This window comes from Allopontixanthobacter sp., from assembly GCF_034376665.1.
Taxonomy (GTDB): domain Bacteria; phylum Pseudomonadota; class Alphaproteobacteria; order Sphingomonadales; family Sphingomonadaceae; genus Allopontixanthobacter.
On record NZ_JAXMJI010000107.1, the window covers coordinates 1 to 22,763 of the forward strand.

Consider the following 22,763-nt stretch of genomic DNA (forward strand, 5'->3'; position numbering starts at 1 on the left):
CGCTGCGGCCGGTAAAATCGAGTGGGTTGGTCGGTGTCGTCATGGGCGTTCTTCTCCGGTGGAATCCGGCGCTCCCTAACGCAAGGCAACCTTAAAGCGAATAGGCGACGTCCTGCCGCCGCTGTTGGCGGTGCGGATCAGGCCGCGTCACCGATGCCGAGGTCGCCCAGCTTGCGGTACAAGGTCGATCGCCCGATCCCGAGGCGGCGCGCAACTTCGGTCATGCGGCCGCGATAATGCCCGATCGCAAGCCGGATAACATCAGCCTCGATTTCTTCCAGCGGACGCAGATTGCCGTCCGCCGTATACAGCATCACACCAACCCCTTCGTGCAAGGGATCAATCGGGTTGTCGCATTCGCCCAGCAGTTCGGATAATTGCGGAAAACTATCTACCGTCAGCGTCTCGTTGTCGCAGAACACCGCGGCGCGGAACAGGACCGCCTGCAACTGGCGCACATTGCCGGGCCAGTCATAAGCGGCGAGCAGGCTGAGCGCGCCATCGCTGATCGATAAGGGGCGCAGCCCCGGCTGTTCGCCGATGCGGGCGAGGAAATGGCGCGTAAGTGCTGAAATGTCGCCCTGGCGGTCGCGCAAGGGCGGAAGCACGATCCGGGTGTTGGACACCGCCTTGTACAGACCGCTATCGAAATGTCCGGCGTCGACCAGATCCGAAAGCGGCAGATTGCTTGCCGCCAGCAGGCGAACATCCACCCGGAAACCATGTTTGGCACCGACCGGGCGCACGATGCCGCTGGTCAATGCTTCGGCGAGAACTTCCTGCAAGGGAGGTGCCAGCCGGTCGATCTCGTCAAGCACGAGCGTGCCGCCGTCGCAATGCTGGAGGGCACCGATTTGCCGATCGAACGCACCAGGAAACGCGTTCTGTTCATGCCCGAACAGCACCGATTCGATTGAATTGGCCGGAATTCCGCCGACATTTATGATCCTTAACGGCAATTTCGACCGCGTGCTGGCGGAATGCATGGCCCGTACCAGCATTTCCTTGCCGGTCCCGGTTTCGCCTTCGATCAGCACCGATCCGTGCCCGCGCGCCGCCTTCGCGGCGTTGGCGAGTGCGGCGCGGAACGATTGCGAGGTGCCGATCATGGCATCGAAATCCAGCATCGCGGGAAATTTTTCGGTCAGCGGCTGGAGTTCGTTCTTGGGCGCTTCCACCTTGGTGGCGCTGCGCAGGGCGGTCATCAGCCGGTCGGGCGCAACCGGCTTTACCAGATAATCGGTTGCCCCGGCGCGCATGGCTTCCACTGCCAGCAACGGAGATGCGCTGGTGGTCAGCATCAGGATCGGCATTGCCGGACGCCGGGCCTTCAACTCCTCGATAAGGCCGCAGGCGTCGTCGCCGGGCACCCATTGGTCGAGGATAATGGCGGACAATTGCATACCCTGCCGGGTGCCGAGCGTCGCAATGGCGGTTTCGGCGTCGCCCACCACCAGCACGCGCCAACCCTCTCGCGCGGCAAGCGCCGTGATAAGCCGGCTCTGGGCCGGTTCATCATCAATCAGCATCAGCAAGCGCGTTGAATCGTCAGCCATAGAATCCCAAGACCGTCCCGTTGCGGTACAGACCCATGAATTAGCGTGATCGGGTAAAGGTCCGATTAAGGACATTGCGGCTGCCGCTAATTTCATGGGGAGATTGCTGCCGATCTCTCACCCACAGGGTCGATGCCGCGCGAGGGTTGATGCCAGCCGTGGCGCAGGATAGATGGACCGGGAGAAACACTTTCCACACGGGGATTCGAGATGGCTTCGTTAAACGACAACAAATCTGCCGAAAAAACCTACGGCAAATTTGTCGGCGCGCTTAAGTGGGCGGTGCCGCTGGTTGCGATGATTACCTTGCTCATTGTTATTCTGATCGCGTCTTGAGCGCGCAGAACTTGCGCATCGCGGTTCTGAAGGAGCGCGCCCACGGCGAAACCCGCGTTGCGATCATTCCCGAAACGGTGAAGAAATTCACTGCTCTCGGCGCCGCGGTAGCTGTTGAAACAGGCGCGGGACTGAGCGCTTCGGTTTCCGATCAGGCCTATGCGGAGGCGGGCGCTGAGCTGACCACTGCGGCGGAGGCGGTTGCGGGTGCCGACATCGTGCTGGCAGTGCAGGCTCCCGATGTCGCATTGCTGCACGGCGCGAAGCCCGGTGCGTGGGTTGCGGCAGCGTTCGACCCTTTCGGACAGCCCGGCCGCGTCGATGCCTACGCCAAGGGCGGGCTTGAAGCTCTGGCAATGGAATTCATGCCTCGCATCACCCGGGCGCAGAGCATGGATATCCTTTCCAGTCAGTCCAATCTGGCCGGATACAAGGCGGTTCTGGCCGCAGCGGACCAATATGGCCGCGCTTTCCCGATGATGATGACCGCAGCGGGCACGATTACCGCTGCGCGCGCTTTCATCATGGGCGTCGGTGTTGCCGGATTGCAGGCGATCGCCACCGCGCGGCGGCTTGGCGCGCAGGTCTCGGCAACGGACGTCCGCTCGGCCACGAAGGAACAAATCCAGTCATTGGGCGCGAAGCCGATCTTCGTCGAGAATGTCGCGGGCATCGAGGGCGAAGGCAGCGGCGGCTATGCCACCGAAATGTCGGAAGAATACCGACGCGCACAGGCCGAACTGGTGTCTAGCCACATTGCCAAGCAGGATATCGTGATCACGACAGCGCTGATCCCTGGACGCGCCGCACCGCGCCTGATCTCGGACGCGCAGATTGCCACTATGAAACCCGGCAGCGTAATCTTCGATCTCGCCGTGGCGCAAGGGGGCAATGTCGAAGGCAGCGTTCCCGATCAGGTCGTGGTGAAGCACGGCGTCAGGATCATGGGTTTCTCCAACACGCCCGCGCATCTTCCCGCTGACGCGTCTGCACTTTTCTCGCGCAATCTGTTCAATTTCCTGAGCGCTTTCTGGGACGCGGAAGCGCAGCGGCCGGTGCTGGACGAGGAAATCGGGGGCGCCGTGCGGCTGACGCAGGGCGGCAAAGTGGTCAATGAGCGGTTGCTCGGCTCAGGAGAGTAACCTTGGACTTCATTTCAATTCTTTCGATTTTCGTGATGGCCTGCTTCGTCGGTTATTACGTGGTGTGGTCGGTTACGCCGGCGCTGCATACGCCGCTGATGGCGGTCACAAACGCGATTTCAAGTGTGATTATCGTCGGCGCGCTGGTTGCGGCGGCGGGCGCGGGTAACCCGATCGCCAAGTGGCTGGGCCTGGCGGGCGTGGTGCTCGCGAGCGTGAATATCTTCGGCGGGTTTGCGGTCACGGCTAGAATGCTGGCGATGTATAAGAAGAAGGAGCGCAAATGATGTCCTTCTCCTTCAACGTCACCCCGGTGAAAGCCGGGGTCGCTATCCGCAAGCTCCGCATTCGATTGAAAGCGATCCCAGCCTTCGCTGGGATGACGGTTCTGGTTGGGGTTCCGGCCAATGCTTCCGAAGGATCAGCAGCAGTCCCTGCCTGGGTGCCGCTCGCCTATCTCGTGGCCGGCATATTCTTCATCCTCGCCTTGCGCGGGCTTTCCAGCCCCTCCACCAGCCGGACCGGCAACCGCTTCGGCATGGCGGGGATGCTGATCGCGGTCGTCACCACGTTGGTCACGCATGACATCGCCAGCCTGCCGGAGATCCTCGGCGCAATTGCCGTCGGCGGCGGGATCGGCTGGGTGATCGCCCGCCGGATCGAAATGACCGCGATGCCGCAGCTTGTGGCAGCGTTTCACAGCCTCGTCGGTCTGGCCGCGGTATTGGTGGCGCTGGCTGCCTTCATGAACCCGAGCGCTTTTGGAATTGCCGATGCTGCAGGGCAGATCCTGACGGTCAGCCGCATCGAGATGGCGCTTGGCGCTGCCATTGGTGCGATCACCTTCTCCGGATCGGTCATCGCGTTTGCCAAATTGAACGGCAATATGTCCGGTTCGCCGATCATGCTGCCGGGCAGGCACATCATCAACCTCGGAACGCTGATCGCCATCATCGTGCTCACCGGTCTCTATGCCGTCAGCCCCTTGGGCGGCGCGGGTGAGGGATGGATGTTCTGGGCCATTCTGGCAGCGGCGTTCATCATTGGCTTCCTGCTGATCATTCCCATCGGCGGGGCGGACATGCCGGTCGTGGTGTCGATGCTGAACAGCTATTCCGGCTGGGCGGCGGCGGCGATGGGGTTCACGCTGGGCAACACCGCGATGATCATCACCGGCGCGCTGGTGGGCAGTTCGGGCGCGATCCTCAGCTACATCATGTGCAAGGCGATGAACCGCAGCTTCATCTCGGTGATCGCCGGCGGCTTCGGCGCGGAGGCGAGTTCCGGCGGAGACGGCGCGAAGACCGATCGGCCGTGGAAGCGCGGCAGCGCGGAAGATGCCGCCTTCCTGCTGCAGGAAGCGGAAAACGTCATCATCATTCCGGGATACGGCATGGCCGTTGCGCAGGCGCAGCACGCCTTGCGCGAAATGGGCGATGTGCTGAAGGACAAGGGCGTCAACGTCCGCTACGCCATCCACCCCGTCGCGGGCCGGATGCCGGGCCACATGAACGTACTGCTAGCGGAATCCAACGTGCCCTACGACGAAGTGTTCGAGCTGGAGGACATCAACAGCGAATTCGCCCAGGCCGATGTCGCCTTCATCATCGGGGCAAACGATGTGGTCAATCCGGCCGCCAAGACCGACAAATCGAGCCCGATCTACGGAATGCCGGTGTTCGATGTCGAAAAGGCCAAGACCGTTATGTTCATCAAGCGCAGCATGGGCGGGGTGGGCTATGCCGGGGTCGACAACGATGTGTTCTATATGGACCAGACCATGATGCTGCTGGCCGACGCGAAGAAGATGGTCGAAGAGATCATCAAGCACCTCGACTGATCCGATGCGCAAACTGCTCCTGTTTCTGGCGCTGTCAGCGGGCGTGGTGGCGCTCGGCATCAGCAGCGGCGCGGTCGATGCAGCGGTGGAATGGCGCGTCAAATCGGGATTGATGGACGCCGGTATCGGCGAAAAGCGCGCAACCTGCATGGCGGCGCGCATGACCGACCGGCTGAGCATCCTGCAATTGCGCAAACTGCAGAATATGGAAGCGCATGACGGCGAGGCCGCAGAGCCGACCGGACTGGGCGATTATATCAAGCGCGTGCGCCGGATCGGCGACGCGGAAGTTGTCGCGGTAACGGCAAGCTCCGCAGGGCTTTGTGCAATCGGTATCGGATAGGCCGCACTTACAGCCTGGTAAAAGTCACCGTTCGGCAGAACACCGAAACGCAGCCTTTTACCTTCAGCTTTGTTCCTTCACGCGCCAGGTCTGCATTGAAATAGCGGCCCTCCTCGGGACTGTAGCCCTTGCCCTCGAATGCGTCGCCGTCGGGCGTCAGGTTCCAGAAAATCCGCTTTCCGAGAAGCATCTCGCCGCGCTTGGTCTTGTCGGGGTTCTTTGTATCGCGAATACCGCCATCCGGTTCCTTGACCAGGAAGCGGTCGATCTTGCCGCAGATTGCAGTGCCGCACTCGTAGAAGGTAATTACCGATTTCGCATCATCGGTTTTCCATTTGCCCAGGATCGAAGCCGGGGCCGCAAGTGCGGGAGAGGCGGTCAGTGACGCAGCAAGCGCCAGCGGTAATATGGAGGCAATTCGCATCGTCAGTCCTCTTTGCATTTCCTATCCGGGTGCTGCCCGGCGGTGGATCTCGTGCTTTCACATCTTGGTTTCGCGGCAATTCTGGCGCATCAGGGGATCAATTGGAGAGGAATTGTCATGATCAAGCTGAACCTTGCCTGTGGAACGGCAGCCATGATGCTCGCATGTGCGCCGTCCGTTCAAGCAAAAGATGTAATTGTCAGTGCCGGCGAAGGTGCGCAGACCCGGTTGCAGGAAGCCTTGATCATGGCGCAGCCGGGCGACACCGTGGTGCTGGAGGCCGGGACATTCGCCCTGTCCGATGGCCTGTCGCTTGATGTCGACGGCGTCACCGTCCGCGGTGCCGGGATGGACGGCACAGTGCTTGATTTTACCGGACAGCTGGACGCGGGGGAAGGGCTTCTGGTCACTTCCGACGGCGTGACACTGCGCGATTTCGCGCTCGAAAATCCCAAGGGGGACGGGATCAAATCCAAGGGCGCGGATGATATTGTCTACCACCGGGTCCGTGTCACCTGGACCGGCGGGCCGCTCGCCACCAACGGGGCTTACGGCATTTATCCGGTCGAAAGTACCAACGTGTTGATCGACGGCGTGAAGGTTTCGGGTGCGTCCGACGCGGGCATCTATGTCGGGCAGAGCCGCAGGATCACCGTCCGCAATTCGATCGCCGAAGCCAACGTCGCCGGGATCGAGATCGAGAACAGCCGCGACGCGCTGGTCGAAAACAACATTGCGACCCGCAACACCGGCGGCATTCTGGTGTTCGACCTGCCCAATCTGCCGGTGATGGGCGGGGGCAATGTCATCCTGCGGCGGAATCTGGTGGTGGACAACGACACCGCCAATTTCGCGCCGCCCGGCAATATCGTCGCCAGTGTCCGCCGCGGGACGGGGATCCTGGTGATGGCGAATGACGGGGTGCTGATCGAAGACAATGTCCTCAGCAACAACCCGACCGCCCATGTCATGGTGATCGCCTATACACAGCCATATCAGGACGAGCGGTACAATCCCTTTGCCCGCAATGTGGTGGTCGGCGAAAACGCCTTCGGACGCGGCGGTGACGACCCGCAACTGGACGGCGCCGAGATGCTGGTTTCGGCCTTTGGCGGCGCTCTCCCGCCCGTGATGTGGGACGGTGTGACCGAGGGCGAGACCGGTCTGACGGTCAGCGAGGGCGTAACCGGCTGGTCGCTCAATCTGGCGACGCCGGGGCAGGACCCCGCAACCGGGCAGCCGGCACCGCTCGATGTTCCCCGGCCAAGCTACAGCTTCGATGCTTCGTCGGTCGGTGCGCCCGCCGAGATGGAGGCCCGCCTTACGTCATGACGCCGAGGATAGCCCTGCTGGTGCTGGCCGGGGCGAGCCTCGGCGCGGCGGCGCTGGCGGCTCCGCTTGCCGCGCCGCAACCGGTGAACGACGTGGCGGTCAGTCAGACCCCGCTGCCGGGCAAGCTGTCGGATTTCGGATTTTTTGCCGATCAGGTGCGGCAGATTCCCGCGCCGCGGGTCACGCCTTACCGGCTCAACACGCCGCTCTATTCAGACGGGGCGGAGAAGCTGCGGTTCCTCTATCTGCCGACCGGCACCAGCGCCCGTTCCGACGGCGAAGGGCTGCTGGTGCTGCCGGTCGGGGCTGCGCTGATCAAGACCTTCGCCTTCGGCGAGGGCGTCAATCGCCGGCTCATCGAAACCCGCGTGCTGCTCCACCGCGCGGATGGCTGGACGGCGCTTCCTTACCGGTGGAACGATGCGCAGACCGAAGCGACACTGGCCATCGCCGGTGGGCGGGTCAATCTGACCACGCCGGATGGCGAGGCAATCAGCTACCGGGTGCCGAACAAGAACCAGTGCAAGGAATGCCACGGATTGGGCGGCGAGGTCATTCCGATCGGGCCCAAGGCGCGCAATCTGTCGCAGGAGTGGCTTGAGCGCATGGCGGCCGACGGTAATCTCGACCGAGTACCCTCTGTCGCGGACCGGATGCCCTTGTGGGAGCAGCGCGGCAGCGCCGATTCTGCCGATGCAGCCCGCGCCTATCTCGATGTGAATTGCGCTCATTGCCACCGGCCAGGAGCGACTGCTTCCAATTCCGGGCTTGATCTGCGGTGGGAACAGGACGATCATCAGGCGCTCGGGATCGGCAAGCGTCCGGTCGCGGCGGGCCGGGGTTCCGGGGGGCTGCTGTTCGACATCATTCCGGGTAAGCCGGGCGAGTCTATCCTGGTTCACCGGATGAACAGCCTCGAGCCGGGCGTCGCCATGCCCGAACTGGGGAAGTCGACCCTCGACAAGGACGGCGTGGCAATCGTCGAACGGTGGATCAGAGAAATGCACACACCATGAAGACAGTTTTGAAGGCATTGCTGGTGCTGGCGGCGTTGCTGGTGATCGCCTTCCTGATCTTCCGCACCCCCGATACCGATGCGGCGGAAATGCGCGCCAAATATGGCGGCCCGCCGTCGCAATTCATCGCGCTGGATAATGGCCTGACAGTCCATATGCGCGACGAAGGGCCGCGGGGTGCCCCTGCGATCATGCTGCTGCACGGATCCAACGCCGATCTGCACACCTGGAACGAATGGGTCCGTCTGCTGGGTCAGGATTACCGGATCATCCGGTTCGACCAGATCGGTCACGGCCTGACCGGACCGGCACCGGACGGCGACTATTCGACCGAGGCGTTTGTCGGGACGGTTGACCAGCTGGCTTCGTCGCTGGGCCTCGAACGGTTCACCCTTGGCGGCAATTCCATGGGCGGCAAAATCGCCATGGCCTACGCCATCGCCCATCCGGAAAAACTGGAAGGCTTGATCCTCGTCGATGCAGGCGGCGCCCCGCAGTCGCGTGACGGTGCCGGTGGAGGCAACATCGGCTTTGCCATCGCGCGCATGCCAGTGGTGAACCGCCTGATGACGCAGATCACCCCGCGTTCGATCATCGAGCGGAGCCTGTCGCAAAGCGTATCCAACCAGGCGGTGGTGACCCCGCAGGTAGTGGACCGGTACTGGGAACTTCTGCGCTATCCCGGCAACCGTGCGGCAACGCTGGCACGGTTCGGCCAACCGGGCACCGTCTTCACGGCGGAGGAAATGCGCCGGGTCACGGTGCCGACCCTGATCGTCTGGGGCGAAGAGGATGCGCTGATCCCGTTCGCATCGGCTGGCTGGTTTGCGAAAAATTTGCCCGAATCAAGCCTGGTATCCTATCCCGGGATCGGGCATCTGCCGATGGAGGAGGCTCCGGAAAGCAGCGCCGAGGCAGTCCGCAAATGGCATGGTCAACACGTATTAGCCACCGTAAGTCAATGAACAGGCTGGCTGAAGCAAGCCGCTGGACCTGCGGCGTTGCTGTGGTAAGCCTGATGACAGCGCCGGGGCCAAGAAAAAGGTAATCGGCCGTTTCAGGGAAGTGTTCGTTGCGCAAACTGGGTTTGATAGGGGGGATGAACTGGATCTCCACCCTGACATACATCGAACTGATCGCTCGCCGGGTCCAGCGCCGTGCCAACGCGCGCGCTACGGCGCCGTTGATCGTGGAGAGCCTGGATTTCGGGCAGCTCGAAGGATTGCGTGAAGGGCGGGACTGGGAAGCTGCGGCGGAAATGGTGGTGGATTCGGCGGTGCGCCTCGAACGAGCCGGTGCCGAGGGTCTGCTGATCTGCGCCAACACGATGCACAAATATTTCGACCGGGTGATTGAAGCCGTGGGCGTTCCGGTGATCCATGTGGCGGACTGTCTGGGCGCTAGGATGGCGGGCGAAGGAATTACCAACGCGGCGCTGATCGGACGGCGGAATGTCATGACGGATAGCTTCTTCCGCGAGAGGCTGGTCGCGCATGGCATCGATCTGATGCCGCCGAACATGGACAATGTCGAAGTCATCGACCGGATCATCTACGAGGAACTGATGGTCGGAAAGGCGAGCCGCAACGCCCAGCGGGAGCTTAAGACAATCATCACCCAGAAGGAACAGGCCGGGGCGAAAGCGATCGTGCTTGCGTGCACCGAGTTGGAGCTGGTGGTGGATATCGACGCGAATGTGCTGCCGATATTCGATTCCACGCGGACGCATTGCGATGCGGCGGTCGATTGGATGATGGGCGCAGATTGATAGGGCATTTGCAGTTGTTGCTCGATTGTTCCCGTTGTTAGCGGGGTTAGCATCTCCTAAGCCCGCTGGCAGATGATCCGCGCCACCTTCGCCGCAGACCCCACCCGATCGCGTGGCCGCGAGTTCGCCGAAAATCGCGAGGGCACGCGGGGTCCGCGCAGCGAATTCCAGCGGGACCGCGACCGGATCATCCACTCGATTTCGTTTCGGCGGCTACGCAGCAAGACGCAGGTGTTCATCGCGCCCGACGGAGACCATTACCGCACCCGGCTGACGCATAGTCTGGAGGTTGCCCAGATCGGCCGGGTGATTGCGCGCACGCTCGGCCTCGACGAAGATCTGACGGAGGCGCTGTGTCTCGCGCATGATATCGGGCATCCTCCGTTCGGCCATGCGGGCGAGGATGCCCTGTCGCAGGCGATGGCAGAGCATGGCGGGTTCGACCATAACGCGCAGTCGCTGCGGACCTTGATGCGGATAGAAAGTCCCTATTGCGACCATCAGGGGCTGAACCTCACCTGGGAGGTGCTGGAAGGGCTGGCAAAGCACAACGGGCCGGTCGCGCAGCCGGGGTGGGCGCTGGAAGAACTGGATGCGGCATTTCCGCTCCACCTTGACGATTATCCATCGCTGGAAGCCCAGATCGCTGCCATTTCGGACGATATCGCCTATGATAATCACGACATCGATGATGGCCTGCGAGCAGGCTTTCTGCAGCTCGATGACCTGCTGACGCTCGATTTCGTCGCGGATCAGTGGCGGACTGTCGAAAACCGCTTCCCACACGCCCCGCGCGAGCGGCAGTTGCGCGAGCTTGTTCGGGGGCAAATCGGGCTTATGGTGAATGACGTGATCGAACACACCCGCGCCGCTGTGGCCGGGTATGACACCATCGAAGATGTCCGAAATGCCGGCAGGGTTCTAGGGACCTTTTCGCCCGCTATGCAGGCTGACGAGCGCACACTGAAGAAATTCATGTACGATCGCCTCTATTACCATCCCGAACAAAGAGCGACTGCGCAGCGGGCGACGGATGTGGTGGCCCGATTGTTTGCCGCTTTTGCCGCCGACAATAGCCTGCTGGCCGATAGCTGGTACCGCTCGCTGCCCGACACGCAGCCGCAGCGCAGCCGGCATATCGCAGATTATATCGCCGGAATGACCGACCGCTTCGCGATCGACCAATGCGCCCGCATTTACGGCGAAGTGCCCGAGGGCCTGAGCAATGTTTAGTGCTTCGACCGGACCGATACGGATTGCACTAGTCGGCGCAACCGGCTTGATCGGCCGTGCGGTGGTCGAGGCGTGCATTGGTCGGGAGGACGTGCGGCTGGTCGGCATTGCGCGCCGCGAAATGAAACTGCCGGCCGGGGCGAGAATGGAACTGTTCGTGGCCGATCCCGCCAAGTGGGAAGAAGTGCTCGAAGCCGTCAAACCGCAGGTCATGATCAACGCGCTCGGCACCACGCTGAAGAAGTCCGGCGGAGACGAGGACGCGTTTCGCGCGGTTGACCAGGAACTGGTGCTGGAGGTCGCGCGGGCGGCGCACCGGCAAGGCGTGCAGCGGTTCATCTCGGTCAGTTCCGTGGGCGCCCATATCCTGGCGAAGTCGTTCTACCTGCAGGTCAAGGGCGAGGTGGAACGAGACCTTGCCAAGGTCGGGTTCCGGCGGCTGGATATCCTCCGGCCCAGCCTTCTGCGAGGTGCGCGGCCCGGTGACCTGCGCTTTGCCGAGCGGATTGGAATGATTGCGTCCCCTCTCGCCAATCTGATGCTGCAAGGCGGTTACCGCAAATATCGGGCGGTGGAGGCAGACACAGTGGCCGACGCCGCGCTGGCGCTCGCCCTCACCAAGCCGGGCGGCAAATTCGCGCACGAACACGATGCAATCCTGCGCGCAGCCAATTCACTGCCGCAGCCCGAACCCGGGCCGATGGCGTAGATTTCGCGCCGAGAGAGGAATTTACGACATGTGGCCCTCGATTTTTGGCGCGGCTAATATCATCGCGCTGATCGGATGGATTTTCCTGATCCTCCTCCCGCACAAGCCGCTGCCGCTGACGGCAGTGCTGTATCTCGGTGTCGGCCTGCTGTGTCTTGTCTACACGGCAGGGCTGGTCGCGCTGCTAAGCGGGATCGCCGACGCTGGTCCGGGCGGGCTGCAGGCTGACTTTTCCTCGATAGACGGGGTCCGGGCCATTTTTGCTTCGGACGGCGGGGTCACGGTTGGTTGGACACACTATCTCGCGTTCGATCTGTTTGTCGGGTTATGGATTGTGCGGGATGCCGATGCGAAGGGTTTTTCACGGCTGGTCCAGGCACCGATCCTGCTGGTCACGCTGCTGGCGGGGCCGGCCGGCTTGCTGATCTGGCTGGTGATCCGCGAACGGCGCGCCAGACTTCATGGCCGGATGAAGGGTTAGCGTCCGCATCCATTGCACGACGCTGAAATGCAAACACCCGCCGGAATATCCGGCGGGCGTTTGTGCGACCCTAAAGGGCTTAAATCATCCTAAGTAGCGCGGTCGCCAGCCTCACCAACCGATTCAATGTCCTGGCCGACCCCTTTGACGGTGTTGCAAGCGGCGGCCGTCATTGTCATTGCAGCGATGCCGATCGCGATGAATATCTTCCGTGCCATCGTTCCATTCTCCAAAGTTTGGCCCGCGCCGGGGCCATCAGAAACACAACGTCCGCAAACGTTGCCGGTTCCTCAGTCGGGCAACAATTGACGCGAGGCAAGTTCTGCCTGCCTTTTGCGCGCGAGAAAATGCTCCCGCCAGGCAATCGTCACACCAGCCGCGATGATCAGCGGCGCGCCGATCCAGGTCGATGCAGGCGGCAGATGGTCGAAAATCGCCCAGCCGAACAGGGTCGCCCAGATGATTGCGGAATAATCCATCACGATAACGGTAGAAACAGTTCCCACGCGCAGCGCCGCAGTCAGCAGGAACTGGCCGAGAATTCCGAACAAGGCGAGGCCCGCCAGCAGGCCCCACTGATAGGGGGAATGCTGCTGCGCCACGAACGGCATAGCCAGCGCGAGAATCGGTGTGGTGAACGCCGAAAAATAGAAGACGATCGTAAGCGGGTGCTCGGTCTTGCCGAGATCGCGAATCTGGATTGAGATCAGTGCGATCATGAACGCCGCGCCGAGCGACACTAGCGCGCCGTAAAGCGGGATCTCGCCGCCGCCGGGCTGCGCGATAATGACCACTCCGGCAAATCCGAGGATGACCGCCGCCCAGCGGTACGCTCCGACCTGTTCGCGCAGCAATAGGGCCGAAAGGATTACCGCCCAGATGGCGGACGTAAAGCCGAAGGTCGTCGCCTCCGCCAGGGGCAGCAGCAGTACGCCGCCGAAATTGAGCACCATGCCGATGAACCCGTAGGCGGCCCGCCTGCCGTGGAGCGCCATCCGCCCGCTCTTCAGCAATATCATCCGTCCGCTGAGGTAGAACCATCCGGCAAGCAGGGGGATCGTCACCACCTGCCGCCAGAACAGGATTTCCAGCAGGTGCACGCCGCTTTCGCCGAGCAACTTCACGAACACCAGCATCAGTGACAGCACCAGCGCTGCGCCCAGCCGGATTACCAATGCGAATAGCGGTCTTTGCTGCGGCCCCTCGGTCATGAATTCGCCTTACGCGCGGGCCGGATTTGTTCAAGCCGCCATTCCCGGTGGTTGCCGAACCGCTATCCAGCCGCCATATCGCCCGGCGCGATGAGCGTGCATGAATTCCTGACCTTTGCCAGCGAGGCGGATATTGTCGGCCTGTGGGGCCTTGCGCTGCTGATGCTCGCGGCCGGTTCGCTGGTTGCGGAGCGCAGACGCATGAAGCGCGCCCGGATCGACCGCATCGGCTGGGTGCCGTGGACGAATATCTTCATGATCAGCGCGATTGCCGGGATGGGACTGCTGGCGCTGGCCGCGAAGGGGATTATGGCAGGTTAGCCACATCCCGCGGCGAAAATCCTTACAGGCAGGCTTCCAGAAACGCCTGATCGAACCCGTATTGGCGAGCTTTTTCCAGCGTGTAGGGCCGCAGGCCGGAGGCGCGGTATTCGCCGATGATCTTCCCGTCGTCGCTCTCGTCCAGATATTCGAACTTGAACAATTCCTGCGTCACGATCACGTCGCCTTCCATCCCGATGACTTCGGTGATGTTGGTGGTGCGCCGCGAACCGTCGCGCAGACGTTTCACCTGCACGATCAAATCGACCGATTCCGCGATCTGCCGCGAAATGGCTTCCTTGGGGATTTTGATGTCGCCCATCAGGATCATGTTTTCCATACGGCCGAGGCATTCACGCGGGCTGTTGGCGTGAAGAGTACACATGGAACCATCGTGACCGGTGTTCATCGCAGCCAGCAGATCGAAACATTCCGCCCCGCGAATTTCGCCCAGGATGATCCGGTCCGGCCGCATACGCAGCGCGTTCTTCACCAGATCACCGATAGTAATCGCGCCTTGGCCTTCGAGGTTGGGAGGGCGGGTTTCCAGCGGCAGCCAGTGCGGCTGTTGCAGGCGAAGTTCGGCCGCATCTTCGATCGTCAGAACGCGTTCGCCTGGATCGATCATCTTCGACAGGGCGTTGAGCATGGTGGTCTTGCCCGAACCGGTACCGCCCGAAATCACGATGTTCATCCGGCTGGCCCCGGCGACCTTGAGCGCGGTTGCCATCTTCTCGCTCATCGATCCGAAATCCTTGAGCATATCGATGGTGATCGGCTTTTCGGAGAATTTACGAATCGAGATCGCGGTGCCGCGCAGCGACAGTGGCGGCACGATCACGTTAACACGTGACCCGTCCTTCAAGCGGGCATCGGCCAGCGGGGTAGTCTGGTCGACGCGGCGACCGACCTGGTTAACGATCCGCTGCGCAATCTGGAACAGATGCTGTTCATCGCGGAACTGGATCGGGGCGAGCATGAGCTTGCCCTTTTTTTCGATATAGGTCTGATCAGGGCCGTTGACCATGATGTCCGAAATATCGGGATCCTGCAGCAATTCCTCGAGCGGGCCGAAGCCCAGCAATTCGTCGATCAGGACCTTTTCCAGCGCGAACTGCTCGCGCCGGTTGAGCGTGATCTTCAACTCGGCCAGCACTTCGAGGATGATCGGGCGGAATTCTTCGGACAATTCGTCCTTGGTCAGCGTTGCCGCCGCTTCGGGGTCAACGCGTTCGAGAAGGCGTGGGAGAACCTGCTCCTTGATCTTGTGCACGCTGGCTTCGAAGCCCGAAGGCCCCGCCTGCGTTTCCATGACATTGTTGGCGCGGTCGGCCAGCCTGCTCATCGGATCGGCTTTTGCCAGCTGGCCGATTTCCCCGTTATCGACCTCTCCCCCTTCGCCGGGTAGCGGCGGAAACTGGTCTCCGCCGAACGGAGAGGCCGGACGTCCCGGATTCCCGCCATCGCCGCCTTTCATAGGCTTGGCGACACCGAAAGCCGGACGTCCGCCGGGCTTCATGCCCGCTGGCCCGTTCTTGCGTCCGAATGCACTCATCCTATTGTCCCCACAGGCATCTACGTCAAATTTGTCCCGCGTCGTAAACGGCGGATGGCTGATGTGTGCTAACCCGGAATGGTAAATAAACCGGTAATTCCGAGGGCATTCCGCCGGTGAGTAACGGCGAAGTTCGAAGGGGATTGGCGAATATTGCTGATCGTGCTTGTCTCCGACGAACTGGACCAAGGCTCAGCAAGATGGAATAAGGACGATGGATTTGCCAAACAGCGGCGATGGCCTGCAATGCGGTGAGCTCTCCGCAGCTGGTCGCTTACCGAAGCCCGGGCACAATCCGCCGTTCCTGATAGGCAAAATGGCGGTAAGGTTTTAAGGAAGCGAAAACTGCGCTTGGAAAACCTTATCCTACCTGTCGCTCCATCTGTTTCTTGCCCTAACTCGCTCCTACTCTGCGACCTTGGACACCTCCCCATGAACCACACCAAATGGCACTGCGACTGCCTTGGAACCGACCAGTGCTGAAGACCGAGCAGGGCGGTCTGATCTTGGCGCTCGCCGGCTTTGCGCTGCTGTCCAGCGGTGACGCCGTGATCAAGACAATGGCCGGGCAGTGGTCCCCGCTCGCCGTGGCGGCGCTGCGTTTCACACTCGGCGCGGCGGGCCTGTCGGTAATCCTGCTGCTGAAAGAAGGACGCAGCGCCTTCCGCCCGCAGCGCCCCTGGCTACAGGCTGGACGGGGTGCCTGCCTGGCGTTTGCGACTATGTGCTTCTTTGCCGCGATTTTCGTGATGCCGCTGGCGGAAGCGACTGCGCTCATATTTCTCGCGCCGATCATTACCGCGCTGCTCAGCGGGCCGTTGCTCAAGGAAAATGTGCGCCCGGCGACATGGATCGCCTCAATCATCGCCTTCGTCGGCGTGGCGCTGGTGCTGCGGCCCAATCTGTCGGAGCTGGGGCTGATTGCGCTGCTGCCGCTTGGTTCGGCCTTCGCCTTCAGCCTGATGATGCTCGCGAACCGCGCAGTCGCGGGGCAGGGCAGCTCGCTATCGATGCAGGTGTTCGTTGCTGCGGGTGCCGCGCCGGTTCTGGTCCTGTGCGCCATTGCAGGCGATGTGAGCGGCGCGGAAAGGTTCGCTGTAATCTGGCCCGACTGGACTGTGATCGCACGCTGCGCCATCGTCGCGGTTACGGCGAGCATGGCGCATTGGCTGGTGTATCTCGGTACAACGCGCGCCGGGGCCGCGACGATCGCGCCGATGACCTATGTGCAATTGCTGGTCGCCGTTACCCTCGGCTGGCTGATCTTCGGGGACCGGCCCGATGCGATGACGATGGCGGGTTCGGCGGTGATCATCATCGCCGGTCTGTATTTATGGAACGCCGGGCGCGAGAAAACTTCATGATCACAGGAAGCTGGTAAATCTCCTGCCAATCTTTATCTGCATGATCTTCCCCACCGGAAACGCCGAACCGGCGGATTTTCCGGCAACTCCGGAATGTGAGAATACCCTCTATGTGCGGAATTATCGGTATAGTCAGTGGTCAGAACGTTTCGGACCGTCTGGTCGATGGTTTGCGGCGGATGGAGTATCGCGGTTATGACAGCGCGGGGGTCTGCACGATCCATGACGGGGCGCTGGTGCGCCGCCGCGCGCAAGGCAAGCTGAACAATCTGGTGGAGGAACTGGCGCAGCACCCCGCGCCCGGTCCGATCGGCATCGCCCATACCCGCTGGGCCACCCACGGCGCGCCGACCACGCATAACGCGCACCCACATGCGACACCGCTGGTGGCGCTGGTTCACAACGGGATAATCGAGAATTTCCGCCCGCTGCGCGATGAACTGCTCGAAGCCGGTCGTACGCTGGAAAGCGAAACCGACAGCGAAGTCGTCGCGCATCTGATCTCTGCCGAGATCGAAGCAGGGGCCTCGCCGGAGGACGCCGTCAAGACCGTCCTGCCCCGGCTGCGCGGCGCTTTTGCGCTGGCGATCACCTTCCGTGATTATCCCGACATGCTGATCGGCGCACGGCGCGGATCGCCGCTGGTAGTGGGGTACGGCGAGGGGGAAATGTTTCTGGGTTCCGATGCTTTGGCGCTCGCATCGCTGACTCAGAAAATCGCCTATCTCGAAGAAGGCGACTGGGTCGTCATCACGCGGGAAAGCGCAAGTGTGTATGACGACGAAAACACCCTGGTGCAGCGGGAAATCACCACCTCCGGAGCCTCGGCCGCTTCGGTCGAGAAGGGCAATTACCGCCACTTCATGCAGAAGGAAATCTTCGAGCAGCCGACCGTCGTCGCCCAAACCCTGAAGAGCTACATCCGCCAGTCCGACAACACGGTGGCCCTGCCGCAGATGGATTTCGACCTGTCCGCGATCAAGCGGGTAACCATCGTGGCGTGCGGCACGTCCTATTACGCCGGGATGGTCGCCAAATACTGGTTCGAACATTTCGCCCGGGTGCCGGTGGATATCGATGTTGCCAGCGAGTTCCGCTACCGCGACCCGGTGCTGGAGGAAGGCGGCTTGGCGCTGTTCATTTCGCAGAGCGGGGAAACCGCCGATACGCTCGCGGCGCTGCGACATTGCAAGGCTGCTGGCCAGACTATTGCCGTGGTTGTGAACGTCCCGACCAGCTCGATGGCGCGGGAAGCGGATCTGCTGCTCCCGACCCACGCCGGGCCGGAAATCGGCGTCGCTTCGACCAAGGCGTTCACCTGCCAGCTGGCGGTGCTGGCTGCGCTCGCCGCGCACCTGGCGGTCAAGAAGGGCCGGATGGACCGGGCGGAAGAACAGGAGGTGGTCCGCCATCTGCTGGAAGCGCCCGCCGCCCTCAACGCCGCTCTCGACCATGACGACGACATTGCCGCCATGGCGCCGCTGATCGCGCCAGCGCGCGATGTCCTGTATCTCGGGCGCGGGCCGGACTACCCGCTGGCGCTGGAAGGCGCGCTGAAATTGAAGGAGATCAGCTACATCCATGCCGAAGGGTACGCTTCGGGCGAGATGAAGCATGGCCCGATCGCGCTGATCGACGAAGCGGTTCCGGTGATCGTGCTGGCCCCGTCAGGCCCGCTGTTCGAAAAGACGGTGTCCAACATGGAGGAAGTGCGCGCCCGCGGCGGGCAGATCGTGCTCATCTCCGACCGCGAAGGCCTCGCCGAAGCCGGCGAAGGCTGCATCGCCACCATCGAGATGCCCCGCGTCCACCCGCTGATCGCGCCGCTGGTATATGCCGTACCGGTGCAATTGCTCGCATACCATACCGCCTGCGTCAAAGGCACCGACGTGGATCAACCCCGCAACCTGGCAAAATCCGTCACGGTTGAATGAAACGCGCCAGCCGCCGACCAGTTGTAGGCGGACAATAAACTTGTTCCATTTCGCTCACGGAATTCCGCCAGTTTGAAATGCCCATGCTACAATAGAGTTTGTCCATTTTCTCACTATTTTAGAGCGTCGCAGCACATGGATGGTCATTTCGGTGACGATTGCGACAATAGAAAATTTCCATTATTTGATAGTCGAGCTGAGAGTAATACATCCTTTTTTCAACAACTTATGCATAGCCCCGTCGTCGTGACGATGCACCATCGAGCTTCTCTCGCTATCGAAAATGCGCGAGTGGAGAAGAACTGCTCGAACAGAGCCTTTTGCTGGCGTTGACGTGATCAAGCGGGGTTATTGTTTTCCTGCGCCTGGGTATGCCGCTGCCCTACCCTGCCCCGATAATTTTGCCAGCGGCGCACTTGGTTTGCTTAGCTTCTGACTTCGCCTCGCCAGAGCGGTCGCCGCAGTACCAAAATCCGAGAACTAATCGTTTACCGGACGTCCAGATTACATTCCTTGATCAACTCGTTCGCATTCAAATCCGCCGACACACCTTGTGGAATTTACGCGCTGCGGCAAATCCCGTTCTTAGAGCATCACACATGACAAATTCTTGCTAGATCGGCGTACTGATTTCCAGCCCGATTACAGGTTCATATGCCTTGCCAACAGGCAACGCATATAAAATCCATACTAACCCATCGCCCCGATCGAACACATAGCCCCGGAATCGCGATTCCGGCTGACGTCTAACGGCACGGCCCGGAGAGCAAATTCAGGTGGGCATCAACGCCCACACACAATGGGGACCATTCTGTGAAAAAGATTAGTAAGCTCTACGCTTGTACCTCGGTGATTGGCCTGTTTGCGGCTGCCGTATCGACATCTGCATATGGACAAGATGAAGCCGCTCCAATTACTGCCGAGGAAGTCGCTCAGGACGATGAAATGACCGGTGCGGAGGCATCCATCATCGTAACTGGCTCGCGCATCAGGCGGCCGAACCTTGAATCGACGGTTCCCATAACCTCGGTTTCAGGTGAGCAGTTCTTCCAGCAGGGTCAGACAAATGTCGGCGACACACTTAACGACCTTCCGCAGTTGAGGAGCACGTTCGCCCAGCAAAACCCCGGCCTAGGCATCGGTATCGCCGGGCTCAACCTGCTCGATCTTCGGGGCCTTGGAACACAGCGCACGCTGGTTCTGGTAAACGGCCGCCGACACGTTCCCGCAGATATCCTGAATAACGCCGTGTCTGTGGACACCAACTCGATTCCGAACGATTTGATCGAGCGAGTCGATATCGTTACCGGCGGCAATTCGGCCGTCTATGGCTCTGATGCTATCGCCGGGGTGGTGAACTTTGTGTTGCGCAAGGACTTCGAGGGCTTGCAGGTTCGCGGACAGGCAGGCGTTACGGAAGAAGGTTTCGGCGCTAATCAGTACATCTCAACAATGTTCGGCAAGAATTTCGCTGACGGACGCGGCAATGTTACCCTGCACGGAGAGTACGCGCGCACGGATCGGGTGTTTGCATCCGATGTACCGGCCTTCCGCAGCAACGACAACTTCCTGGTAGTCGATGCCGATGGCGGTACCGGCATCGTAAATGGCGGTGACGGTGTTCCCGATCGCAATTTCTTCACCGATATCCGAAGCACAACCATTCACGTTAACGGATTGGTGCCGATCAACCAGCGCAACGTAGCCAACGCCGGTCTTTGCGGCAATGCTACGACAGCGAACAATGGCGGCCCCAATTCTGCAGGACCCGCCTTCAACTGCACTTACATTTTCACACCCGAGGGGCGCCTGGTCGCGCAGACTGGGGCTCGCTTTGGGACTGGGATCAACAGTGCAATAATCGGCGGCAATGGCCAAACCGGTCGTGAGGGCGAACTGGTATCGGTTCTGCCGTTTACTGAACGCTACAACTTCAACTTGCTTTCGCGGTTCGAGTTTTCACCTGCAGTAGAGGTGTTTCTTGAAGCGAAATGGAACCGGGTCAACGCAATCGGGAACAACGCCGGTCCATCGTTCAACCAGGGAACTGGTGGTACGACTGACTTTCGCGAGCGCGCCCGGCTTGACAACCCATTCCTAAATCCTGCCGACAGGGCGACGCTGGCCAACCTTATTCTCACTTCTGGCTGCCGGCCAAGCCTGACAGTAACATGTCCAGCAGCCGGCAATTTAACTGCTGCCGACATCACAGCCGTGAATAATGGTAGCTTCCGGTTCGTGAACTCTCGTTCCTTGGCCGATGCGGGCTTGCGGGATGCGCGATTCCAGCGTGATACCTATCGCATCGTTGGCGGTGTCCGCGGATCGTTCAACGATGACTGGAACTACGAAGTATCCGTCAACTACGGCAAGTTCGAAGAAGATACGACCAGCGATGGTTTTATCGATCGTCAGCGCTTTGCGCTTGCGCTCGACGCCGGCCGCAATCCTGTGACCGGGGCGATCCAGTGCCGTTCGCAGTTTGATCCCGCATCCGCGGTGCCTCTGGTGGGCTTTGCAGCACCAGCTGCCGCGAACGCAGCCCGGCTGGCAGCCGATATTGCTGCCTGTGTTCCGTACAACCCATTTGGCGCGGCAGACAATTCTGCGTCAGTCGACTATTTTGCGCGCACCTTCACTAACACCGCTTCCCTTGATCAGCTCGTAATCTCCGGCTTCGTCTCCGGCGACCTGAGCCAGCTGTTCGAGCTGCCCGGCGGCCCGATCAGCTTCGCGCTAGGCGGCGAATACCGGCGTGAAAATGCGTTCTTCTCGCAGGATCCATTTGTTACCGATGGCTTTACCAACGCGGTTTCGATTCCTGTATTTGAACCGGACGCATTCGAGGTAACGGAAGCATTCGGTGAAGTCCGCAACCCCATCCTGAGCGATACGCCCTTCTTCGAAGAGCTGACCCTCAGCGGTGCAGGACGGGTATCGAAATATCAGGGCGGCGTCGGCACCGTGTATGCATACAACGCCGGGATCGACTATGCGCCGATCGAGGACGTCCGCTTCCGCGCCAACTACAGCCGTGCAGTCCGTGCGCCAAACGTATCGGAAACCGGCTTCCCATTGGTGCCCAATTTCTCCAATAACTTTGTCGATCCATGTAATCCCTCGGTTATTGGCACGGGCGTGCGCGCTGCAAATTGCCTTGCCGATATTGGCGCTGCGACACTCGCTACCTTTACCAATATTACTCAGTCGTTGCCGATTGTCAGCGGGTCGAACCCCGACCTGACCGTAGAAACCTCCGATTCCTACACTTATGGAGTTATATTGCAGCCGCGCTGGGTTCCCGGCTTTAACTTGTCGGTCGACTATTATGACATCAACGTTAAAGGCGTAATCGCCAGCGTTGGTGCACAAGGGATCGTAAATTCCTGCTATGATTCAGCTACGCTGGATAACATTTTCTGCAAGCAGTTCACCCGCTTCCGCGGCCCCGGTGCAGGACCACTGGGTGAAGATCCAGGCCGCATCCTTGGCAACTCGCTGATTAACGCACCGCTAAACTTCGCAAATCGCAAACGGCGCGGCGTGGATGTCAACATGAGTTACCAAACGAAGTTTGGCGATGTCGATTTCAGCACCAGTCTGATTTACACGCATAATCTCGAGAGCAGCAATTTCCAGGATCCAACAAACCCCGAATTCGAAACCCGGATACTTGGGCAATTGGGTGATCCAAAGGATGAATTCCGTTGGGATTTCGACGTCGGGTCCGGACCGGTTACGTTCGGTTACCGCATGCGTTATATCGGGCCTATGTTCTTCAACACCTACGCTAGTCTGTTTGAGATAAACGGAATACCGCCAAGCGACATCGATGCGTTCCCGACGACCAAATTCCCCTCGGTTATGTATCATGATCTCCGGGTGGACTTCGACGTAGCAACGGATGCGAACGGTAATTCGATCAAGTTCTATACCGGTGTCGATAATGTGCTCGACAAGGGTGTACCGCTGGGCGCGACCACGGCGACCGGAGCGGGGAGTGCGATCTACTCATTCCGTGGCCGGAATTTCTATGCCGGCTTCCGCGCACGCTTTTAAGACGTGACTGTTACATTTGGATGGGAGGCTGGTTAGAGCCCCAGCGTCTCATCCAAATGTGAGCCTTTGATAGGCCAGTAAGATCGCTCGCTTTTAGAGTCGCTCTTCTGGAAGAATGAATTGTTGGGGTGCATGCCCG

21 protein-coding genes are annotated in these 22,763 nt (G+C 60.7%); 16 read left to right on the plus strand and 5 right to left on the minus strand.

Features of this window, described 5'->3' with window-relative positions:
• Window positions 1-137: 137 nt before the first annotated feature.
• Window positions 138-1,556 carry a sigma-54 dependent transcriptional regulator gene (locus U0988_RS12205; RefSeq protein WP_322292902.1) on the minus strand — a complete coding sequence of 473 codons (1,419 nt, stop codon included), beginning with the start codon at window positions 1,554-1,556 and terminating at the stop codon, window positions 138-140.
• A 210-nt stretch (window positions 1,557-1,766) separates the two neighbouring features.
• On the opposite strand from U0988_RS12205, the gene U0988_RS12210 reads away from it, so the two are divergent.
• The 5 genes from U0988_RS12210 to U0988_RS12230 all read left to right on the plus strand — a co-directional run bounded on the left by U0988_RS12210 (window position 1,767) and on the right by U0988_RS12230 (window position 5,217).
• Complete coding sequence (locus U0988_RS12210; protein WP_322292903.1) at window positions 1,767-1,892, plus strand: hypothetical protein; 126 nt, start codon at window positions 1,767-1,769, stop codon at window positions 1,890-1,892.
• 11 nt (window positions 1,893-1,903) lie between these two features.
• Window positions 1,904-3,034: an NAD(P) transhydrogenase subunit alpha gene (locus U0988_RS12215; protein WP_322292920.1), complete on the plus strand. Its 1,131-nt coding sequence runs from the start codon at window positions 1,904-1,906 to the stop codon at window positions 3,032-3,034.
• A 2-nt stretch (window positions 3,035-3,036) separates the two neighbouring features.
• Window positions 3,037-3,321: an NAD(P) transhydrogenase subunit alpha gene (locus tag U0988_RS12220; RefSeq protein WP_322292904.1), complete on the plus strand. Its 285-nt coding sequence runs from the start codon at window positions 3,037-3,039 to the stop codon at window positions 3,319-3,321.
• Between the two features lie 92 nt (window positions 3,322-3,413).
• Window positions 3,414-4,874 (plus strand): NAD(P)(+) transhydrogenase (Re/Si-specific) subunit beta, encoded by a 1,461-nt coding sequence (locus U0988_RS12225; protein WP_322292921.1) that lies wholly within the window; start codon window positions 3,414-3,416, stop codon window positions 4,872-4,874.
• Between the two features lie 4 nt (window positions 4,875-4,878).
• Window positions 4,879-5,217: a hypothetical protein gene (locus tag U0988_RS12230; RefSeq protein ID WP_322292905.1), complete on the plus strand. Its 339-nt coding sequence runs from the start codon at window positions 4,879-4,881 to the stop codon at window positions 5,215-5,217.
• 7 nt (window positions 5,218-5,224) lie between these two features.
• On the opposite strand, the gene U0988_RS12235 is transcribed toward U0988_RS12230, so the two are convergent.
• Window positions 5,225-5,641 carry a DUF2147 domain-containing protein gene (locus U0988_RS12235; protein WP_322292906.1) on the minus strand — a complete coding sequence of 139 codons (417 nt, stop codon included), beginning with the start codon at window positions 5,639-5,641 and terminating at the stop codon, window positions 5,225-5,227.
• A gap of 117 nt (window positions 5,642-5,758) precedes the next feature.
• On the opposite strand from U0988_RS12235, the gene U0988_RS12240 reads away from it, so the two are divergent.
• The 7 genes from U0988_RS12240 to U0988_RS12270 all read left to right on the plus strand — a co-directional run bounded on the left by U0988_RS12240 (window position 5,759) and on the right by U0988_RS12270 (window position 12,180).
• Window positions 5,759-6,973 carry a parallel beta-helix domain-containing protein gene (locus U0988_RS12240; RefSeq protein WP_322292907.1) on the plus strand — a complete coding sequence of 405 codons (1,215 nt, stop codon included), beginning with the start codon at window positions 5,759-5,761 and terminating at the stop codon, window positions 6,971-6,973.
• A complete protein-coding gene (locus U0988_RS12245; RefSeq protein WP_322292908.1) occupies window positions 6,970-7,989 on the plus strand; it encodes an SO2930 family diheme c-type cytochrome in 1,020 nt (339 codons plus the stop codon). The genes U0988_RS12240 and U0988_RS12245 overlap by 4 nt, the downstream gene beginning before the upstream one ends.
• A complete protein-coding gene (locus U0988_RS12250; RefSeq protein ID WP_322292909.1) occupies window positions 7,986-8,954 on the plus strand; it encodes an alpha/beta hydrolase in 969 nt (322 codons plus the stop codon). The genes U0988_RS12245 and U0988_RS12250 overlap by 4 nt, the downstream gene beginning before the upstream one ends.
• A gap of 122 nt (window positions 8,955-9,076) precedes the next feature.
• Window positions 9,077-9,757, plus strand: coding sequence for an aspartate/glutamate racemase family protein (locus U0988_RS12255; protein ID WP_322292922.1), 681 nt, complete (start codon window positions 9,077-9,079; stop codon window positions 9,755-9,757).
• A gap of 72 nt (window positions 9,758-9,829) precedes the next feature.
• Entirely contained in the window at window positions 9,830-10,990 is a 1,161-nt protein-coding gene (locus U0988_RS12260; protein WP_322292910.1) for a deoxyguanosinetriphosphate triphosphohydrolase, read from the plus strand.
• Window positions 10,983-11,699, plus strand: coding sequence for an NAD(P)H-binding protein (locus U0988_RS12265; protein WP_322292911.1), 717 nt, complete (start codon window positions 10,983-10,985; stop codon window positions 11,697-11,699). Before U0988_RS12260 ends, U0988_RS12265 begins: the two co-directional genes overlap by 8 nt.
• A gap of 28 nt (window positions 11,700-11,727) precedes the next feature.
• Complete coding sequence (locus U0988_RS12270; protein WP_322292912.1) at window positions 11,728-12,180, plus strand: ABA4-like family protein; 453 nt, start codon at window positions 11,728-11,730, stop codon at window positions 12,178-12,180.
• A gap of 89 nt (window positions 12,181-12,269) precedes the next feature.
• Here U0988_RS12270 and U0988_RS12275 read toward each other — a convergent pair whose 3' ends face one another.
• Window positions 12,270-12,398, minus strand: coding sequence for an entericidin A/B family lipoprotein (locus U0988_RS12275; RefSeq protein WP_322292913.1), 129 nt, complete (start codon window positions 12,396-12,398; stop codon window positions 12,270-12,272).
• Window positions 12,399-12,470: 72 nt separating this feature from the next.
• Window positions 12,471-13,391 carry a DMT family transporter gene (locus U0988_RS12280; RefSeq protein ID WP_322292914.1) on the minus strand — a complete coding sequence of 307 codons (921 nt, stop codon included), beginning with the start codon at window positions 13,389-13,391 and terminating at the stop codon, window positions 12,471-12,473.
• Between the two features lie 90 nt (window positions 13,392-13,481).
• Between U0988_RS12280 and U0988_RS12285 the strand changes: the two genes are divergently transcribed.
• Window positions 13,482-13,712, plus strand: coding sequence for a hypothetical protein (locus U0988_RS12285; RefSeq protein ID WP_322292915.1), 231 nt, complete (start codon window positions 13,482-13,484; stop codon window positions 13,710-13,712).
• Between the two features lie 22 nt (window positions 13,713-13,734).
• On the opposite strand, the gene U0988_RS12290 is transcribed toward U0988_RS12285, so the two are convergent.
• On the minus strand, window positions 13,735-15,267 hold the full coding sequence (locus tag U0988_RS12290) for a CpaF family protein (RefSeq protein WP_322292916.1): 1,533 nt from the start codon (window positions 15,265-15,267) through the stop codon (window positions 13,735-13,737).
• Between the two features lie 446 nt (window positions 15,268-15,713).
• Here U0988_RS12290 and U0988_RS12295 point away from each other — a divergent pair, with 446 nt between their 5' ends.
• The 3 genes from U0988_RS12295 (at window position 15,714) to U0988_RS12305 (ending at window position 22,624) form a co-directional block, all read left to right on the plus strand.
• A complete protein-coding gene (locus tag U0988_RS12295; protein ID WP_322292917.1) occupies window positions 15,714-16,631 on the plus strand; it encodes a DMT family transporter in 918 nt (305 codons plus the stop codon).
• 110 nt (window positions 16,632-16,741) lie between these two features.
• Window positions 16,742-18,565 carry a glutamine--fructose-6-phosphate transaminase (isomerizing) gene (gene glmS, locus U0988_RS12300; RefSeq protein WP_322292918.1) on the plus strand — a complete coding sequence of 608 codons (1,824 nt, stop codon included), beginning with the start codon at window positions 16,742-16,744 and terminating at the stop codon, window positions 18,563-18,565.
• Between the two features lie 813 nt (window positions 18,566-19,378).
• Entirely contained in the window at window positions 19,379-22,624 is a 3,246-nt protein-coding gene (locus tag U0988_RS12305; protein ID WP_322292919.1) for a TonB-dependent receptor domain-containing protein, read from the plus strand.
• Window positions 22,625-22,763: the final 139 nt, after the last annotated feature.

What these genes read in the sequence shown, in the direction of transcription:
- U0988_RS12245 (WP_322292908.1), top strand. Translation starts at nt 6,970, where the DNA reads ATGACGCCGAGGATAGCCCTGCTGGTGCTGGCCGGGGCGAGCCTCGGC.
- U0988_RS12260 (WP_322292910.1), top strand. Translation starts at nt 9,830, where the DNA reads ATGATCCGCGCCACCTTCGCCGCAGACCCCACCCGATCGCGTGGCCGC.
- U0988_RS12290 (WP_322292916.1), bottom strand. Translation starts at nt 15,267, where the DNA reads ATGAGTGCATTCGGACGCAAGAACGGGCCAGCGGGCATGAAGCCCGGC.
- U0988_RS12205 (WP_322292902.1), bottom strand. Translation starts at nt 1,556, where the DNA reads ATGGCTGACGATTCAACGCGCTTGCTGATGCTGATTGATGATGAACCG.
- U0988_RS12230 (WP_322292905.1), top strand. Translation starts at nt 4,879, where the DNA reads ATGCGCAAACTGCTCCTGTTTCTGGCGCTGTCAGCGGGCGTGGTGGCG.
- U0988_RS12235 (WP_322292906.1), bottom strand. Translation starts at nt 5,641, where the DNA reads ATGCGAATTGCCTCCATATTACCGCTGGCGCTTGCTGCGTCACTGACC.
- U0988_RS12225 (WP_322292921.1), top strand. Translation starts at nt 3,414, where the DNA reads ATGACGGTTCTGGTTGGGGTTCCGGCCAATGCTTCCGAAGGATCAGCA.
- glmS (WP_322292918.1), top strand. Translation starts at nt 16,742, where the DNA reads ATGTGCGGAATTATCGGTATAGTCAGTGGTCAGAACGTTTCGGACCGT.
- U0988_RS12250 (WP_322292909.1), top strand. Translation starts at nt 7,986, where the DNA reads ATGAAGACAGTTTTGAAGGCATTGCTGGTGCTGGCGGCGTTGCTGGTG.
- U0988_RS12295 (WP_322292917.1), top strand. Translation starts at nt 15,714, where the DNA reads ATGGCACTGCGACTGCCTTGGAACCGACCAGTGCTGAAGACCGAGCAG.
- U0988_RS12270 (WP_322292912.1), top strand. Translation starts at nt 11,728, where the DNA reads ATGTGGCCCTCGATTTTTGGCGCGGCTAATATCATCGCGCTGATCGGA.
- U0988_RS12275 (WP_322292913.1), bottom strand. Translation starts at nt 12,398, where the DNA reads ATGGCACGGAAGATATTCATCGCGATCGGCATCGCTGCAATGACAATG.
- U0988_RS12285 (WP_322292915.1), top strand. Translation starts at nt 13,482, where the DNA reads ATGAGCGTGCATGAATTCCTGACCTTTGCCAGCGAGGCGGATATTGTC.
- U0988_RS12280 (WP_322292914.1), bottom strand. Translation starts at nt 13,391, where the DNA reads ATGACCGAGGGGCCGCAGCAAAGACCGCTATTCGCATTGGTAATCCGG.
- U0988_RS12265 (WP_322292911.1), top strand. Translation starts at nt 10,983, where the DNA reads ATGTTTAGTGCTTCGACCGGACCGATACGGATTGCACTAGTCGGCGCA.
- U0988_RS12240 (WP_322292907.1), top strand. Translation starts at nt 5,759, where the DNA reads ATGATCAAGCTGAACCTTGCCTGTGGAACGGCAGCCATGATGCTCGCA.
- U0988_RS12210 (WP_322292903.1), top strand. Translation starts at nt 1,767, where the DNA reads ATGGCTTCGTTAAACGACAACAAATCTGCCGAAAAAACCTACGGCAAA.